Source organism: Pseudomonas sp. TCU-HL1 (genome assembly GCF_001708505.1).
Taxonomy (GTDB): Bacteria; Pseudomonadota; Gammaproteobacteria; order Pseudomonadales; family Pseudomonadaceae; genus Metapseudomonas.
The window spans coordinates 4,439,965-4,457,133 of record NZ_CP015992.1 but is presented as its reverse complement, the minus strand read 5'-3'; the positions used below and the strand labels follow the sequence as shown (position 1 = coordinate 4,457,133).

10 protein-coding genes are annotated in these 17,169 nt (G+C 57.0%); 6 read left to right on the top strand and 4 right to left on the bottom strand.

Features of this window, described 5'->3' with window-relative positions; translation table 11 throughout:
- Positions 1-73 precede the first annotated feature (73 nt).
- Positions 74-1,708, top strand: a complete 1,635-nt coding sequence (locus THL1_RS20535; protein ID WP_069084961.1) for a class I adenylate-forming enzyme family protein — start codon at positions 74-76, stop codon at positions 1,706-1,708.
- Between the two features lie 83 nt (positions 1,709-1,791).
- Positions 1,792-2,445, top strand: coding sequence for a hypothetical protein (locus tag THL1_RS20530; protein ID WP_069084960.1), 654 nt, complete (start codon positions 1,792-1,794; stop codon positions 2,443-2,445).
- Positions 2,446-3,475: 1,030 nt separating this feature from the next.
- Here THL1_RS20530 and THL1_RS20525 read toward each other — a convergent pair.
- The 4 genes from THL1_RS20525 to THL1_RS20510 all read right to left on the bottom strand — a co-directional run bounded on the left by THL1_RS20525 (position 3,476) and on the right by THL1_RS20510 (position 8,939).
- Positions 3,476-6,766 (bottom strand): carboxyl transferase domain-containing protein, encoded by a 3,291-nt coding sequence (locus tag THL1_RS20525; RefSeq protein ID WP_069084959.1) that lies wholly within the window; start codon positions 6,764-6,766, stop codon positions 3,476-3,478.
- Between the two features lie 67 nt (positions 6,767-6,833).
- The gene (locus THL1_RS20520) at positions 6,834-7,604 is read right to left on the bottom strand and encodes an enoyl-CoA hydratase-related protein (RefSeq protein ID WP_069084958.1); all 771 of its coding nucleotides are present in this window, start codon (positions 7,602-7,604) and stop codon (positions 6,834-6,836) included.
- Between the two features lie 5 nt (positions 7,605-7,609).
- A complete protein-coding gene (locus THL1_RS20515) occupies positions 7,610-8,476 on the bottom strand; it encodes an enoyl-CoA hydratase-related protein (RefSeq protein ID WP_069084957.1) in 867 nt (288 codons plus the stop codon).
- A gap of 1 nt (position 8,477) precedes the next feature.
- Positions 8,478-8,939, bottom strand: a complete 462-nt coding sequence (locus THL1_RS20510; RefSeq protein ID WP_069084956.1) for a nuclear transport factor 2 family protein — start codon at positions 8,937-8,939, stop codon at positions 8,478-8,480.
- 1,333 nt (positions 8,940-10,272) lie between these two features.
- On the opposite strand from THL1_RS20510, the gene THL1_RS20505 reads away from it, so the two are divergent.
- From THL1_RS20505 to THL1_RS20490, 4 genes are all read left to right on the top strand, one after another.
- The gene (locus THL1_RS20505) at positions 10,273-11,913 is read left to right on the top strand and encodes a DUF1302 domain-containing protein (RefSeq protein WP_069084955.1); all 1,641 of its coding nucleotides are present in this window, start codon (positions 10,273-10,275) and stop codon (positions 11,911-11,913) included.
- A gap of 92 nt (positions 11,914-12,005) precedes the next feature.
- On the top strand, positions 12,006-13,409 hold the full coding sequence (locus THL1_RS20500) for a DUF1329 domain-containing protein (protein WP_069084954.1): 1,404 nt from the start codon (positions 12,006-12,008) through the stop codon (positions 13,407-13,409).
- A 154-nt stretch (positions 13,410-13,563) separates the two neighbouring features.
- Positions 13,564-14,673 (top strand): WD40/YVTN/BNR-like repeat-containing protein, encoded by a 1,110-nt coding sequence (locus THL1_RS20495; protein WP_069084953.1) that lies wholly within the window; start codon positions 13,564-13,566, stop codon positions 14,671-14,673.
- A gap of 6 nt (positions 14,674-14,679) precedes the next feature.
- A complete protein-coding gene (locus THL1_RS20490) occupies positions 14,680-17,133 on the top strand; it encodes an efflux RND transporter permease subunit (RefSeq protein ID WP_069084952.1) in 2,454 nt (817 codons plus the stop codon).
- Positions 17,134-17,169 lie beyond the last annotated feature (36 nt).

Here is a 17,169-nt window from a genome sequence, read left to right as displayed (position 1 = left end):
GTGCACATAATTAAAAACGTGCAGAGGGCTACCAGAGTAACAACTGCCTTCTGTCCGTAGCGGAGGACGTTCAATGACAAAAACAACAGAATGGTTTGAGGTTTCCCCAATAGGCGACCTCATCGTACGAGGGGCGCATTTGCAGCCAGCGCGGGATGCGATAGTTTTCCCTGAGGAAAGGCGCACCTACCGTCAGCTGTGTGACAACGCCATACAGGTGGCCCGCGGTCTTATCGCTCTCGGCGTTCGTCCTGGTCAGCATGTTGGTCTGATGTCCGCCAACTGCCCTGAATTCATTGAAGGTTTTCTCGGCGCGGTGATGCTCGGTTGTGTAGCGGTGCCGATCAATGCCCGGCACAAGGCCAGCGAGATTGGCTATATCATCCAAAACGCCAACCTCGTCGCTTTGCTGACCACTGCGGACGATAACGAATACACCAATTTCACCGCGCTGTTCTGCGATGCATTGCCCTCATTGCCTAAGGCTGTGAACCCAGCAGCCTTGGTCCTGCCAGAAGTACCCTGCCTGCGCAGTACCGTGTTGCTGAAGGGCGAGTGCCGTAAGGGGTTTGTCGGACGTTCGGAGTTCGATCGTTTGGCACAGAGCATCGATGCGAACCTAGTGCATGAGGCTCGCCTGCGCGTGCGTATTCGCGATCTGGCACTGTTGGTCTACACCTCTGGCACAACGGCCAACCCCAAGGGTTGCATGCTGACCCATGAAGCCATTGTGCGCGGCTCAGTGCAGCGCGCCCGTTCACGGTTTGCCACAGGTGAACACCATGTTGCCTGGAACCCAGGTCCGCTGTTCCACATTGCAGCGATCGCCCCCTTCCTCGGCGTGATTGGAACCCTTGGCACCTACCTGACCGATACCTTCTTCGAGCCCGGGCGGGCCATCACCTTGATGGAACGGGAAGGGGTGAGCATGGCCTGGCCTTGGTTCCCTGCCATCGTGCAAGGCGTGCTTGATCACCCTGATTTTGATGCCGGCAAGCTGGCGTCGCTGCGCAAGATTATGCTGATCGGCCCACCTGCACTGGTAAAAAAGGTTCAGAAGACCTTTCCCGACGCTGAACTTTTCCAGGCCTGCGGTATGACCGAGACTGCCGGTATCTTTGCCCTGACCGACGCAGGCGAAACGGCAGAACAGCGCGCCAACACCCAGGGCCGTCCTGCCGTCGGTATGGAGGTGCGCATTTCCAGCCTTGACGGAAAAGGCGATGCCGCACCCGGCGAAGTAGGTGAAATTCTGGTGCGTGGCTTCTGCGTAATGGAAGGCTACTATCGCGACCCGGAGAAGACTGCAGACACCCTGGACAAGGATGGCTGGTTGCATACCGGCGACCTGTATCTGCGCACCGAAGACGGCAGCCTGGTTTTCAATGGTCGCCTCAAGGACATGCTCAAGGTCGGCGGTGAAAACGTCGCAGCCATCGAGATCGAATCCTACCTCTGCGAGCATCCCTGCGTGGCCATTGCGGAAGTGGTTGGCAAGCCTGATCCGCGCCTGGACGAAGTGCCGGTGGCCTTCGTCGAGCTTAAGCCGGGCAAGACTGTCGACGCTGAAGAGCTGATCGCTTTCTGTAAAGGAAAAATCGCTAACTTCAAGGTCCCTCGGGCTGTGCATTTCGTTGAGCCGGGTACCTGGCCCATGTCCGCAACAAAGGTCAACAAGCGCGCGCTGCGCAGCATGCTGACCGACTAGGCCGCAGTGTCGCGCCGGGGCGCTGTTGCACCCCGGTCACAGTAGAACCGAACGGGGTAGACGGATATGGGCCAGGGTAGCGAATGTTGACACTCGAAGAGATCGGAACCTACGCAGAGGGCTTTCTCGAGTCCGTGCTGGACGGCGAGCCCTTATCCGAGCGGGATGCCGCGCTGATTGGCCTTGCGGTCCGAGCCTCGCCATCGGCCCTGGATATGCAGGGCACGCAAGACTATGTGCGGCGGGCGTTGGATGCCGGTGCGAGCGCCGCACAGGTGCACGAAGTACTGGTGCTGGTCTCCGGTCTGGGCGTGCACACCCTCATGGTGGGCTCGAGTACTGTGGCCGCGGTTCTGCGTGAGCGGGGCGACCTGTCCATCAGCGCGCCGCTGGATAGCCTACGCCAGCAGCTCTGGGATCAGTATGTCGGTGATGATCCGTTCTGGGACAGCATGGAGCAGCAGGTGCCCGGTTTTTTGGACGCCCTGCTTCGTCAATCGCCCGAGGCCTTTGAGGCATTCTTCATGTACTGCGCAGTGCCTTGGAAAACCGCGGCACTGCGTGCCTACCTCAAGGAGCTGATCTCCCTGGCGGTGGATGCCGCACCATCGCATCGCTTCATGCCGGGTCTGCGCCTGCACCTGGCCAACGCAGTGCAGTTGGGCGTCGGGCGCAAAGCTATTCTGCAAGCTCTGGCGATTGCCTCGGATGCCCCGCTGCACCGCGGGATCGCCTGAGTCTGAGCTAGGCAGGGGCGGAAGAGGGGGCAGCAGGTGCGCAGCGATAATCAAGCCCAGGTCCTGAACTTCTGTCCCCGGCTGCGGGTGGCGTGGTGTTTCCAGCATGGGTGTGGCCTGGAGGGCAGGGTTGGCAATAGGCCCACCAGTGTGTTGGGCTAGAAGCTGAATCCTTCACCGCCCAGCCGCTGTCTGGCGGCCGATCGACGCACGGGGGAGTGATCGCTGGGCCTGAACCGCCAGTCTGTCAGTTCCCTCCGCCGAAGAAGGCGAGGTCATGCTATTTGCGCCGCCAGCCCCCGATCCGCTTGCATTTGCGCGGTTCCGGGAGGGGATGTTCAACCTGCACGAGCACCATGTAGCTCTTTAGCACGATGCGGTGCAATGCTCCTCCAAGTTGGGCAATAACCCGGGCATTGCGTGCCTGATAGCCTTTCGACGTGCCGGTGCGTCGATCGGTGAATTGATGAGCCTTCCCAGGATTGAGCCGAAAAAGTGTTGTTCGACGAGATTGCTTTCAGTTTCGATGAGCCCTTCGTCGTCGTAGCAGCTATCGGGTGCCGACTGCCATAACCACCATTGAGCGCAAGGAGGGTTGGCGTTATGCCCTGTTCGACCGTGTCACGCTGGAATACCGGATTCTGGCTGATGGTGGACATCCGTTGACCACCGTAGGACAGCAGTGGTTAGTCATCCTATCAACATGAACCTTGGAGAAACGCTATGAAGCGCGACGTGGGTACCACCCAAAAGGCCCCCGTCACCATGAAGGTGATCGCCGCACTGATGGATGAACCGAACCCGATCCACTGGGGGTGACCGGGCCGTCGAGGCGCTAGGGTTGGGGAATCGACAAGTCAATCAAGGCCCGATTCTTCGACAATGTATTCGTCGGAGAGTGCTCTGACTGTGTTGCTGAGTTCTGCGCACACAGCACCTCGCCGCGACGCCTGCGGCTGAGTGCCTCGGTGGGCGACCGCAGGGTTGTCGGGGCGACGGCTGAGCTTCAAGAGTGCAGAGTGCGCTAGCGTCACCACGTGTCGATGAAGGGGCGCTTCTTGCCCTGCCTGGGCCCCACCATCTTTAACGACTGCAGGCAACGTACTAGCCACTGACGTGATGCGGCCGGATCTATCACTGCATCAAACTCAAGCGATGCGGCAACACTGCTGGCCTTCCCGCGCTGGTAATAGTCGTTGACCAACTTGTCGAACAGGGTCTTCCGCTCCTGCTGGTCGGCAATGGCTTCCAGTTCGTCGCGATAGGCCAGTCTGACCGCGCCTTCAAAACCCATGCCGCCAAACTCGCCGGTCGGCCAGGAAGCAATGAATAGCGGTGCGTGGAAGGAACCGCCGGTCATCGCCATGGCGCCAAGGCCATAGCCCTTGCGCAGTATCAGGCTGAACAGCGGCGTGGCCATATTCGCTGCCACCGCGAATAGCCGGCTGGAGTGGCGCACAAGCGCAGTTTTCTCGCTCTCCGGACCGACCATGAAACCGGGGGTATCGCACAGGCTGAGCACCGGCAAATCAAAGGCATCACAGAGCTGCAGGAAGCGCGAGGCTTTGTCTGCAGCATCGGTATCGATGGCTCCGCCGAGGATGTGCGGATTGTTGGCTATCACTCCGAGCGGACGCCCTTCAATGCGTATCAGCGCGGTGATCATATTGGCGGCAAACTGCTCGCGCAGCTGTATGGCCGAGCCGCTATCCGATAGGGTCTCGATTACTGACCACACGTCATAGGAGCGCAGGCGGTTGTCCGGCACGCTGTGACGCAACCCGCGCTGGTCAGCAGATTCCCAGTGCCCGAGCGACCCCTGAAAATAGCCCAGCAGCTTTTTGGCCAGCGCTGTGGCCTGCGCCTCGTCATCTACCAAACAATCGACCACGCCGTTCTTAGCCTGCAGATTGACCGGGCCAATGTCCTCCGGCGCATGCACACCGAGTCCCGCGCCCTCGATCATCGCTGGCCCAGCCATGCCGATATTGGCATCCCGGGTGGCAACGATGATGTCACTGCAACCGGCCAGCACCGCATTGCCGGCAAAGCAGCGGCCGCTGACGATGCTGATTCGCGGCGCCAGACCACTGAGGCGGGCATACTGCAGGAAGCTGGGCATGTTCAGCCCGGTTGCCCGGGTGGCATCGTCGCTGTCCCCTGGCCGGCCGCCTCCCCCCTCGGCATAGATGATCAGGGGAATTTCCAGCTCGTTGGCAATACCGAGCATGCGCGAAAGCTTCTTGTGGCTCATGATGCCCTGTGTGCCGGCCAGCACGGTGTAGTCGTAGGCCAGCACCATGCACCGGGCTTGTGCGGGCTGGAACTGATTGCCATTGACGCTGGCAACCCCTGCAATCAGACCGTCCGCAGGTGTCGAGATGGCCAGTTCCTGTTCGGAAAAACGGCTGCGCTGGGCGGCAAAGGTCAGGGCCCCGTACTCAATGAAACTGTCTGCATCACACAGGTCTGCTATGTTTTCGCGAGCAGTGCGCTTGCCTTTTGCATGCCGGCGCGCCACCGCCTGCGGACGCGACGCATCCTGGCCGAGGGCGTGGCGTGATAGGACCTCGGAGAGGTCCGCTCTGGCCGTATCCAGGTCAACCGCCTGCAGCGATCCGCTATCGACCGAATCGACATCGGCCTCTTGAAGATAGAGCAGGGCTTGGTTTGCGGTAACGGCCGAATGCATGTCCACACTGACGCGACGGATGATCCCGCTAGCTGGCGCGCTGATCACATGCTGCATCTTCATCGATTCGATCATCGCCAGCGCCTGGCCCTTGTGCACCGGCTGATCCTCGGCGACATGCAGTTCAATCAGCAGGCCGCTCATGGGGGCGGTAATCATTCTCAGGCCATCCAGAAAATGCTCATCTGGATGTGCTGTGGGAGCAGGACCGGATGACTCGGTAAAGAACTGTTGTGGATGCTTCTGGCTTGGGCTGCGAATTAGCTGCCCCAGGTGCTCATCAATAAAGCGGGTATACACCTGGCCCTCGACCACGGCAGGGTGGCAAAGCAGGTTCTTGAGGAACTCGATATTGGTTTCGACACCTTGTATGCGCGTCTGACAAAGGGTGCGATAGACGCGCTGAGCGAGCTCGCTGAAGCTTCCGGAAGGGCTGTGCACTATCAGTTTAGCCAGCAGCGAATCGTAGCGGGGATTGATGCTGTACCCGGCGTAGCCAAAACTGTCGACCCGAATGCCGGGGCCGCCCGGCGGTTCGAAGATGCTGAGTGTGCCGCCACTCGGCAGTACACTGCCGTCAGGCTGCATGCTTTCCATATTGATGCGTAGTTGCATGGCAAAGCCCTGCGCAGGAGGAATGTCCGCCTGTTGCAGATGCAGGCTGCGTAATGTCTCGCCGCCAGCCAGACGCAATTGCGCCTGCACTAGATCAATCCCGGTGACGGCCTCGGTGATGGTGTGTTCCACCTGCAGTCGCGGGTTGGCTTCTATAAAGAAGAAGCGGCCGGTCTGCTCATCGAGCAGAAATTCGAAGGTGCTCAGGCTGCTGAGGCCAACCGTGCGGGCCAGCCTGAGTGCGGCATCAACCAGTGCTTCGCGCAGGTCGCTGCTGAGCGACGGACTCGGGGCAATTTCCAACATCTTCTGGTGCTTGCGTTGCAGGCTGCATTCCCTTTCCCACAAGTGGCTCACTTCTGTGCCGTCACCGATCACTTGCACTTCTATATGTCGTGCGCGGGCCACCATTTCCTCGATGTACAGCTCATGATCGCCAAAGGCCGACAGAGCCTCGGCGCTGCACTGATGGAAGGCATCCTCCAGCTGATCGGCATCGAGCAGTATTCGCATGCCACGGCCACCGCCACCGGCAATCGCCTTGAGCAGCGCTGGGTTTCCCGCTGGCAAGTTGGCAAGAAAAGCGCGAGCTTGTTCTAGATCGATTGCGCCGTCGGTTCCGGGAATCACCGGAACTGCGCACTGCTTGGCCAACACTCTGGCGCTGGCCTTGTTGCCAAGTCTGGCGAGGACATCTGCGGACGGACCGACGAAGCGGATATTGGCGGCTTCACATCGTCTGGCAAAATCCGGCTGTTCACTGAGGAAACCGTACCCAGGGTGGATGGCATCACAGCCATGCTGGCGGGCCAGGGTAATCAGTTGCTGCGCATCCAGATAGGCCGCTGCGCCAACGCCTTCGAGCGGGATGGCCTGGTCGGCGATACGGGTATGTAGGCATCGCGCATCATCCTGCGGGTAGACTGCGACGCTGGTGATACCTAGGTCGGCTGCAGCACGGGCAATACGGATGGCCACCTCTCCGCGATTGGCGATCAGAAGCTTGTTGATCATGTTTTGCCCTTCTAAATACAAAAAAGGCCGAACGCTTAGCGCCCGGCCCCGGTGCGACAGGCTAGGCTCAGCGTCCCTTCCATTCCGCTTTACGTTTCTCGATAAAGGCGTTACGGCCCTCGAGTACGTCTTCGCTGGAGGCATATTCCTCGATCGACTCGAAACGGGTTGCCAGGGCAACTTCAAGCGGGTAGTCGAGGCGGCTCATTGCTGCGTCCTTGGCGGCTTGGTTGGCTAGCGGGGAAGCGGCTGCGACCTTTTCCGCCCAGCGCGTGGCTGCTTCTGCCAGGTTGGCCGGCTCGACCACTTCATTCACCAGGCCATAGCTGAAGGCGTCCTGGGCGGACATGCGATCCCCCGTCAGGATCATGGCCATGGCAACGCGCTGCGGGAGCTGACGAATTGCGCGGTGAACGACGCCGCATTCGCCGATGATGCCAGCCTTCGTCTCCGGCAGGCCGAATTGAGCATTGTCTGCCGCAACGATAATGTCGGCACACAAGGCCAGCTCGAAACCACCGCCTAGCGCATAGCCCTGAACAGCGGCAACCAGTGGCTTCTTCAGTTTCACCAGCGGGCCACCGATACCGGTCAGGCCACCACCGACAGCCATGCGCGATGCACGTTCGGTGCCGCCACTGATATCACCGCCAACACAGAAAGCGCGGTCACCCTCTGCAGAAAGCACGGCTACCCAGACTTCCGGATTGCGGTTAATTTCCTGCCACGCATCAAACAAGGCCTGATCCATATCGCCATTGATGGCGTTGAGGGATTTGGGGCGGTTCAGCCGTACGTGAGCAATATGGCCTTCAATGTAGAAGTCGACGTTAGACATGGCTCTTATTCCTGTATTTTTTTCGCCGGGGTCAGGGGAGTCGTCCGCTCTGAGCGGTAGAGCTTTATCGACTCCTTCAAACCTATTTCGGCAAGCTTCTGTTTGATTTCCAGCACCGAGGGCGCCACGTGTAGCAGTGCGTCCATCTCGGCTACCGCAGCTCCGGCAGAACGGAAGCCCATCGCTTCGGCGGCACGGTTGATGGACAGCTTCTTGATACGCAGAACTTCCGGAGGTGTCAGGGCAATGCGCTCGGCGAGACTTTCGACACACTCTATGAGCTGGTCTGGAGCCACGCTGTGATTGGCCCAGCCCCACTCGACTGCAGTTTTCCCGTCAATGCTGTTTCCAGGTACGAAAGCCAATTCCTTGGCCCGCTTGGCTCCCACCAGTGGTACCCAGAGGGGGGCCACGTAGCCGCCCCCAATCGGGATGGTCGGTTCACCGATCTTGGCGTCATCGGTCACAACAGTGATATCCGCATACACGCAGATCTGCGTGGCTCCCGCGATGCAGTAGCCGTGAACAGCGGCGATGATCGGTTTGGGGTGATCCCACATCGCCACATAACGGTCCACGTTCCGGCGCAGACGCTCGCGATCAGCGAGCGGATCAGGTACGAGACTGCCGTAGCCATTTGCCTTGCCAACTTGACCTATGTCGTAGCCAGCCGAAAAACCGCGTCCTTCTCCCCGTATGCCAATCACCGGGCCGCCTTCGGTTGCGAGACGCTTAAGGGCATCAGAAAACTCATCGAGCAACTCGTTCGACAGCGCATTTGCACTGTCAGGCCGATTGAGAATCAGCCAGGAAATTTTCTCCCTGTGCTCGATGCGGATGTGTTCGTACGGGTAGGAAGACGCGGCGCTCATATCAGCTGCGTCCTATCGGCAGGGTTTTCTTCACATGAAAGTCCTTGTCGCCGGTCACGCGCAGCTCGCGGCGCTTGAACTGCCATTTGCCATCCGTGCGCACGATGACATCGTGATACTGACCCCACACATGGCTGTCAGGCATTTCACGGTTGTAGCGGTGCCATGCATAGAGAACAGAGCGCACAGTGGCTTCGTCCGGACCGGTGAAGTCGACGACGATATTCGATACATGGTGGCTAGTGGCCTTGAAGAAGGAGCCAACGCCTTCAAGAGTCTTGGCGTAGGCTGCGCGCCCCTGTGCGCCAAAGCCGCCCGGGCCGTAGATGACCTCACAGTCTTCGGTGAATAGGGCAGCCAGTTCGGCTGCCTGATTCATGTCGAGATGGAAGGCATAGGTGAACAGCAGGCGCTCAATGGCCTGGGTGTCGATAAGTTCTTGCAGCTGGGTTTCTTGGGTCATGTTGTTCTCCTCAGTCAACGTTAGAGTTGACTGATACTATTTATTTGTCAACGCGCGTGTCAACTTTCATTTCTTGCTTTCTGTCGGGGCGGCCTGCGCATTCCTTGGCGGCAGCGATCACTGATGCTGTGGCCGGGGTTAGGCGGTGCGGGTAGGGAGGGCTTGATGAAGGTGTTTTGAGTGGCTGGGGAATGGCACCTCAGGTCATTCCTTCTATGCTGTTCTGAGTGGAGTAGACAGGCTGAGGTGTTCTATTCGAGTGTCTGGTTGCAGCGCTGCCAGCTTCTGCGCTTGTAGCGATGTGTCCGAGAGCTAGAGGTCTGTCATGCCAGTTACTTGGTGCAGATGGGCTTGTAGCGTGAGCGGTGCCTACGAGGGCCGCTAAGTCCAAGCGCTAAGCCAATGCCTGTCAGTCTGTAAGGCGCCGCGTTCTGTGGCGTGAGAGCGCTGCGTTCCGCTGGTGCTTACATTTTCTCGGCCTGATTGCAGGGCATCGAACGCAACATGAGTTGAGGACCGTCGGCCGATGAAGTCTTCGTCTTGGCGTCGTTCAGGGCCGCGTAAGCTGCCAAGCCCTGCTCGCAAGCACAGTGGGATAGCAATGAGAAAGGGCATTGGCGCTGAGCGGATTCCGGTTCTGGTCGTGCGCAGTGTCGGAGCAGCCAGCATGCAGACTTCTATTTGGAAATGCAGTCTATGGCGCACCACATAGGTGCGGCCTTACGGCCATTATTCGACCCGGGCAGCGTTTTGCGAATCGATAGCGCAGTGCTCCACTGCAGTCTGCCAGGGCTGAGGGGGGCTACCCGCCACCGCCGTAGTTTGCGCCAGAAGCGTCGTATTGCCGGTGCTTACCTTATCCAGAAGGTCGGCGCCTATGACAGTTGTCTGAAGGTGGCCTGGATGATTCGCTTCCAGGGGGTAAGGACGAAACACTTGGCCAATTGCCTGGGCTGGAAACGTTTGGTCGAGAGCTATGGGAAGCCGCATAAACCCATTGATTTACATGAAGTAATACCCCGAGTTGTGTCCCTTTGGGCAGCTAACGCCATAGCCTTCATTCCCCCATCATGCGCTTTGCGCGTCTCGGCAGCGCGGCCGCTCCACCGTCAGTTGAGAGGCATCTCCCACCTGAATCGCGTTGGGAGGGGGGTATTTTATCAACGCTGCAGTTGACTAGGTGCCGCTCGAGTGATATATCAACGTCATAGTTGAAAAAGTGAGGTGGCGGTTGCGATGGGGGTGGGCGCAATCCAGAGGAGAGTGGTGACGTACTGAAGCGCAGGCTGGCGTGCTGTTGGCCAGTAAAGGTCCGTGGACAGGAGAAGCAGAAATGCAAAAACAACAAAAAGAAATTGCAAGGTTTGGCAAGATTCAGTTTGGTCAAAAGAAGCTGAGAGCAGCGATCGCCCTTGCGACGATTTTCTCATCTGGTGCATCGCAGGCAGTCACTCTGAAGGCCGACCAGGACTGGACGATCAACTTCGATACGTCCCTGCAGTGGCTCGCAGGCTGGAGGGTTGAGGGGCGCGACCCACGTATCGCGAACAATCCGAATAACCACGCCGCCGATCACAAATTTGATCGCGGGGAAATGGTTACGAACCGTGTTCAGGGATTGTTCGAGTTGCAGGGTGTCTATCAGGATAATTATGGTTTCCGTGTGTCTGCTTCGGCTTGGAATGATTTTGCTTACGACGATGATGTCGAAGTACGTCCGGGGTACCTGCCGACCTATAGCGATGGTAAATATAGCAGCCATACTAAGAAGTACCACATCCGTGGTGCTGAGTTGCTTGATGCTTTCGTTTTCAGCAACTTCGAAGTCGCTGACCACAACGCATCTGTACGGCTAGGTCGCTTCAGTCAGCAGTGGGGTAACGCAGTATTCTTCGGTTACTCCGGTATTGCGTTCGGCCAGCATCCCGTTGACTTCATCAAGGGGTTTTCTCAACCTGGCTCCTCCGTCAAAGAGTTGATCCTGCCGCGTACGCAGGTCTACGGCAGTTTCGATATCAATGATGAACTGTCAATCGCCGCACAGTATTTTCTCGAGTGGCGTCCCAATCGTTTCCCCGAAGGGGCTACCTATCTGGCACCTGCCGATATTCTCTTTGAGGGGCCGGATGTCGGCGGTAGCGTAGTACCAGGCGCTGTTGTTGGTAAGAGCGATGATCCCGATGATATCAACGACAACTTCGGTGTCCGCTTGGACTGGACTCCGGCCTGGGCTAATGGTGATCGCATTGGCTTTTATTACCGCCAGTACGACGAGCCGGAACCTGTTGCAACTCTGAACTTCCCTCAAGTTGAGTTGAAATACGCCGAAAAGTCCAAAATGTACGCGATGTCCTACGAGACAGCGATTGGGGCTAACAGCCTCGGCTTCGAAGTGAACTATCGTCAGGATACCGCGTTGCAATCCGTTTTCCCTTCCGAAGTGGCGAAAGGTGACTTGGTTAACGTGTTAGCGAACTCTTTGATCAGCCTGCCCGGCAATTCACTCTGGGACGCTGCAACCGTCCTCGGTGAAGTGACCTACACGCATCTGACTAAAGTGCATGACAAGGACATCTATAACGGTGAGGGTTATGCCTGTAAAGGTAACAGGAGTGATGGCTGTGGTACAGACAATGCAGTTGCAGTGGCGCTGCTGTTTGAACCGTCCTGGCTGCAAATACTTCCGTCCACTGACATAAGTCTGCCGATTTTCGTCCAGTATGGAGTTACCGGAAATCCGGCCTATGCAGCGGGGGGGTTTTATGCTGAGGACTCCGTCATTGCCTCTATTGGCGTGAAAGCAGCTGTAGCCCAAAAGCATTATTTTGCTCTGCAATATCAGGATTACTACTGGAATCCCACTGGTCGCATCGTTAACGGCGCACCCGGCGGTGATATATATGCAGGTGGTAACGGTCCCACTGGTCTGAATGACAAGGGCTGGGTATCGCTTTCCTACAACACCTCGTTCTAAAAGAGGGCCCAGCCTAGCGAGTCAAGCATCCAGTAATACTTACAAGCCTTACAGACACACTTGTTCCGATAATCACAAGAAGGAAGACAGCCGTGCTGAAAAAAACAATTATTGCCGGGCTCGTGCCTGCCCTGGCACTGTGCTTCGTAGGTAGTGCCTTGGCTGCCGTATCGGCAGAAGAGGCCAAGCGTCTTGGTGCGGATCTGACCCTGCATGGCGCCGAAAAGGCCGGTAATGCAGATGGTAGCATTCCAGAATACACAGGCGGACTGCAGCCGGTTCCTGGCTACAACCGGGAGACGATGCAGACTTATATCAATCCTTATAAGGATGAGAAGCCTCTGTTTGCCATTACGTCCGCCAATATGGAGCAGTATTCGCAGTTCCTCACCGAAGGTACCAAGGCTACGCTGCGTAAGTATCCCAGCTACAAGCTCAATGTGTACCCAACCCACCGTTCGGCTCGTTATGAGGACTGGGTGCTTAAAAACACCCAGGTGAATGCGACAACTGCCGAAATGACCGGCGAGATCATGGGAGATGGCGTCAAGGGCGCCGGGCCTGATGGTCTGCCGCTGCCGGGTGTTCTCTTCCCGATCCCGAAGAATGGCTATGAGGTGATGTGGAACCACAAGCTGGCCTTTGCCCCGGCGATCATGCACCAGCACAATCAGGGCTTCGTGGTTGACTCCAAGGGCGGTGTGAGCGTGCTGTCCACCCCAAACCAGTACCACATGCGCCCCTGGTATGACCAGAGCGGCAAGCTGCGTCAGGAGTCAAACGGCGCAATTCTATCGTTCTCGGCACTGCAAACCAGTCCGCCGCAATCCGCGGGCGTGACCTTCCTGAACTTCTATCTGCCGACCGCCGACAACGGTGGTCAGCTGGTATGGTTCTACACTCCGGGTCAGCGCCGTGCACGTCGTGCGCCAGACTTTGCCTACGATCTGCCGATCAGTTCTTACGGTGGCGTACTGATGTGGGACGAGATCTTCGGCTTCGTCGGCCGCATGGATCGCTTTGACTTCAAGCTGGTCGGTAAGGAGGAGAGGTTCGTGCCCTACAACGCCTATACCCTGACTCAGGAGGTCAACCCGCGTGACGTACTGGGCAAGGAACACCTGGCTCCGGAAGCCATGCGCTTCGAAAAGCATCGGGTATGGATTGTCGAGGCTGAGCGCAAGCCAGGTGCCCGCCATGTATACAGCAAGCGCCGCTTCTATATCGACGAAGACAGCTGGCAGATCGTTGCTCTGGAAACCTACGACAATGCCGGTAAGCTCTGGAAAAACGGTTTCATCGAGAGTTTCCCGACCTACGACGTGGGGGGGGTGAATAACAACACGTGGGCCTTCAACGATCTGGTTTCAGGCAACTACATGCTGATTAATGCCGGTGCTTCACAACCTGGCCACTGGAACCGTTCCTATACCGCTATAGATGGTTTGCGTATTGCGCTTACTCCGCGCGCAGTTGAGGCTCAGGGCGTTCGCTAACGGCTAAAGGAACCCTGGCGGAGGTGTAAACCCCGCCAGGTTCTGCCTTTCTTGAATGCGCAGGTCATCGAGTTTACTTCTGGCTGTTGCATAAGTTATCTAAAAGTCTTTCGTGCACTAATAGCTTTGCTTGAGCAAAAAAGAGAAAACCCGTATGAAAAAATTATTGAATAAACTGCTCAGGGTTTTTGTCCTACCTTTTGTCATTTTGTTCGTGTTGGCTTCGTCATCAATGGCCGATTTCAAAGATCCTCTGGATTATGGCGCCATTGAACAGGAAAAACCTCTGAATAAGCCCTTTATTGACAGTGCGAAAAGCGGACATACATTAGTCGTGGTTGGGCCGCGAGGCTTGATTCTGTATTCCAATGATGGGGGAGGGAAGTGGGCTCAAGCCCAGGTTCCTGTACAGAGCGACTTAGTTGCCATTGATATGGTCAACGAGTCAAAAGGTTGGGCAGTTGGGCATGATGGCGTGATTCTCGCCACTACTGATGGAGGTGCCACATGGGTCAAGCAGCTTGATGGTCGAATGGCCAGCGAGCAGTTCATCAATTACTACAGTAAGCGTCTCAAACAGGGCGACAGCAGTGTTGAGAAGGCCCTTGAACTCACCGAGCTCAATTATCGCGATGGTCCGGCCTTACCCTTTCTCGATGTCTGGTTCCGTGACGAGTTGACCGGTTTTGCCGTAGGTGGATTCGGAAACATTGCGCGCACCGATGATGGTGGGAAGACTTGGACACCATGGACGGACCGCATTGCCAATGAGTCCGGTTTTCACCTCACTAGCGTGGTAGGCATTGGTGATGATGTCTTTATCGGCAGCGAGCGTGGCGTGCTGTTCAGGCTGAATGCCGATCGGCAGTTATTCGAAATTATCGAAACCGGGTATTCCGGTAGCTTTACCGGAATTACCGGCGCTAATGGGCTGATCATCGCTTATGGCGTTGGTGGGGCGGCGTACCGCAGTACAGATCGCGGCAATACATGGGCGGAAGTCAAGGATCTGCAGGGTTCCACCATCAACGATGCTTTCAGACGGGCCAATGACAAAGGTTATATCTTTGCCAGTCAATCAGGCAAGTTAATCATCAGTGACAAGAACTTTGCCAACCTTGAGGTGATCGACTCCGGCACGCCCGTTAGTTTTACTTCGATTCTTGAAATATCGGATCGTGAGTTGCTCGTTACTGACTTGCAGGGGCTTTCGAAAGTTTCGCTGGTGGATCACAAGATGACCAGAGTCACGTCTCAGGAGTAATGTCAGATGTTAAGTAATAATAAAACTGCAGCAGGGCCTGGTTTGGATGTGACTGCCGGCACGTTTGATCGCTCATCAGGAGCCTTTCACGAACGCCTATTTTTTAACAATCGGATATTGTTTCTTCTGATCGGAGTTTTTGTAACGCTCTGTTTCGGTTTTCAGAGTGCGAAGCTTGGTGTAAACGCAAGTTTTGAAAAAATGATGCCCTCATCCCATGAGTACATCCAGAACTACCGCGCCTTTGCAAATAACCTGCGCAGTCTAGGCAACGCAGTTACGGTGGTGGTGGAGAACAAGAATGGGTCTATCTACGACGCCGGGTATCAGAAGACGCTGAGCGAGCTCAATGACCGGGTGTTCCTGATCAATGGAGTCGACCGGGCATTCGTGCAATCCCTGTGGATGGCCTCGGTGCGCTGGACGGCGGTAACCGCGGAAGGCTTTGACGGCGGCCCGGTCATGCCACCGGATTATGACGGCTCGCCCAAAAGCCTTGAGCAGCTCCGTGCCAACGTCGAGAAGGCCGGGCTGAAGGGTTCCCTTGTGGCCATGGACGAGCGCTCCAGCGCGATGTTCGTGCCCTTGATGGAGCGGGACCCGGTAACCGGTCAGCTGCTTGACTACAAGGCTTTTACAGACAGCATCAACGCCATCAACACAGAATTCCAGAGCCGTGGCGTCGAGCTCCATGTCATCGGTTTTGCCAAGCTGGTCGGTGACCTGATTTCTGGCCTTATGGAAGTGCTCAGCTATTTTGTTGTGGCTGCCGCGGTCGTATCGGTCATCGTTTACTGGTATTCGCGTTGCTTGACCAGTACCTTAATCGTGGTTGGCACCTCGCTGATTGGGGTGATCTGGCAGTTGGGGATCATGCAACTGTTCGGCTTTGTGCTGGATCCCTTTTCGGTACTCGTGCCTTTCCTGGTTTTCGCCATCGGTGTGTCCCATGGCTCGCAGATGATGAGTGGCATCATTCAGGACATTGGCGAGGGTGCCGATCGCTATGTGGCTGCGCGACTGACCTACAGGCGGCTGTGCCTGGCTGGCTTTGTTGCGCTGGTAGCCGATGCCTTAGGTTTTGCCGTGATCTCGGTGATCGATATTCCTGCTATCCGTGACTTGGCCCTACAAGCCACTGTTGGCGTCGCGGCGCTGATCATCACCAACTTGCTGCTCATTCCAGTGGTACTGTCCTTCACCGGTATCAGTGCCCGCGCGGCCCAGCGCGCTTCGAAGGTTCTGCACGGCGAGCACCTTATGGTCAGGTGGCTCGGTGATCTTGCTGAAAAGCGCGTTGCTCGCTTGGTGCTGATCAGCGTGGCAATTATCACAACTGCTAGTTTCATCCATGGCCAGAAGATAAGCATTGGTGATTCCGGGGCCGGTGCCTCCGAGTTACGCGCGGATTCAATCTATAACAAAGATGTAAATTACATCCGCGAAAACTACGGTTTGTCGAAAGATATGTTCGCGGTGATCGTGACGACGCCTGAGGGTGGCCTAGGTAACTTTGAAACCCTGCTGCAGATTGACCGGCTGGAACAGCAGCTGAGTGACTTGCCTGGCGTACAGATCACCGAATCCGCAGCCAGCATAGCTCGCAGGCTCACCCCAGCAGGCTTTGAAGGCTCGCCCAAGTGGTACACCATCAGTCGTAGCCGCTATATCACCAATGACGCGGTGGACAACGTGTTTACCGCACGTCCAGGGTTGATCAACGATTCTCGTACGGTGGCACCGATCATCGTCTACCTGAGCAATCACAATGCCGAAACCCTGCAGCGCTTGACGAAGGTTGTTGAGGCGTTTGCCGCCGAAAATAACAACGAAGATCGGAAGTTCCTGCTGGCCGGCGGCAACGCCGGGGTGGAAGCTGCCACTAATCAAGCAGTGGAAAAGGCTAGCTTCGAGATGGAAGTGCTAGTTTACGCTGCGGTGATTCTGCTCTGCTGGATAACCTTCCGAAGCTGGCGTGCGGTGTTGGTGGCGATTCTGCCGCTGATTGTCGTGACCATTCTGTCAAAATCCTTGATGGTCCTGCTGGGGATCGGGCTCAAGGTGGCTACCTTGCCAGTGGTGGCGCTGGGTGTGGGGATCGGCGTGGATTATGCGCTCTACATGCTGACTGTATTCCTAGCGTTCCAGCGCCAGGGTATGTCGGTCAAGGGTGCTTACACTAGTGCGCTGGCGTCTACTGGGCAGGTGGTGCTGCTGGTAGGCGTTACCCTGACAGCCGCAGTGGGCACTTGGATATGGTCCCCGATCAAGTTCCAGGCCGACATGGGCCTGCTGCTGGCCTTCATGTTCCTCGGGAATATGCTTGCGGCACTGATTATGGTACCGGCGCTATCCGCTTATTTGCTGGCACCTAAGAAGGTTTTGCCTCAAGACTCAGTTGGGGTCGAGTCGGATAACGATTCTGCAACTAAGCGCGTCGCTCAAATGTCTGCCGTCTGAGTTGTCGGGGGCTTGGCCCCCGCTTCTCTCCGTAGC

Excerpts from the sequence above, each read along its gene's own strand:
- THL1_RS20530 (WP_069084960.1), top strand. The coding sequence starts at position 1,792 with ATGTTGACACTCGAAGAGATCGGAACCTACGCAGAGGGCTTTCTCGAG.
- THL1_RS20505 (WP_069084955.1), top strand. The coding sequence starts at position 10,273 with ATGCAAAAACAACAAAAAGAAATTGCAAGGTTTGGCAAGATTCAGTTT.
- THL1_RS20515 (WP_069084957.1), bottom strand. The coding sequence starts at position 8,476 with ATGAGCGCCGCGTCTTCCTACCCGTACGAACACATCCGCATCGAGCAC.
- THL1_RS20510 (WP_069084956.1), bottom strand. The coding sequence starts at position 8,939 with ATGACCCAAGAAACCCAGCTGCAAGAACTTATCGACACCCAGGCCATT.
- THL1_RS20495 (WP_069084953.1), top strand. The coding sequence starts at position 13,564 with ATGAAAAAATTATTGAATAAACTGCTCAGGGTTTTTGTCCTACCTTTT.
- THL1_RS20525 (WP_069084959.1), bottom strand. The coding sequence starts at position 6,766 with ATGATCAACAAGCTTCTGATCGCCAATCGCGGAGAGGTGGCCATCCGT.
- THL1_RS20490 (WP_069084952.1), top strand. The coding sequence starts at position 14,680 with ATGTTAAGTAATAATAAAACTGCAGCAGGGCCTGGTTTGGATGTGACT.
- THL1_RS20520 (WP_069084958.1), bottom strand. The coding sequence starts at position 7,604 with ATGTCTAACGTCGACTTCTACATTGAAGGCCATATTGCTCACGTACGG.
- THL1_RS20535 (WP_069084961.1), top strand. The coding sequence starts at position 74 with ATGACAAAAACAACAGAATGGTTTGAGGTTTCCCCAATAGGCGACCTC.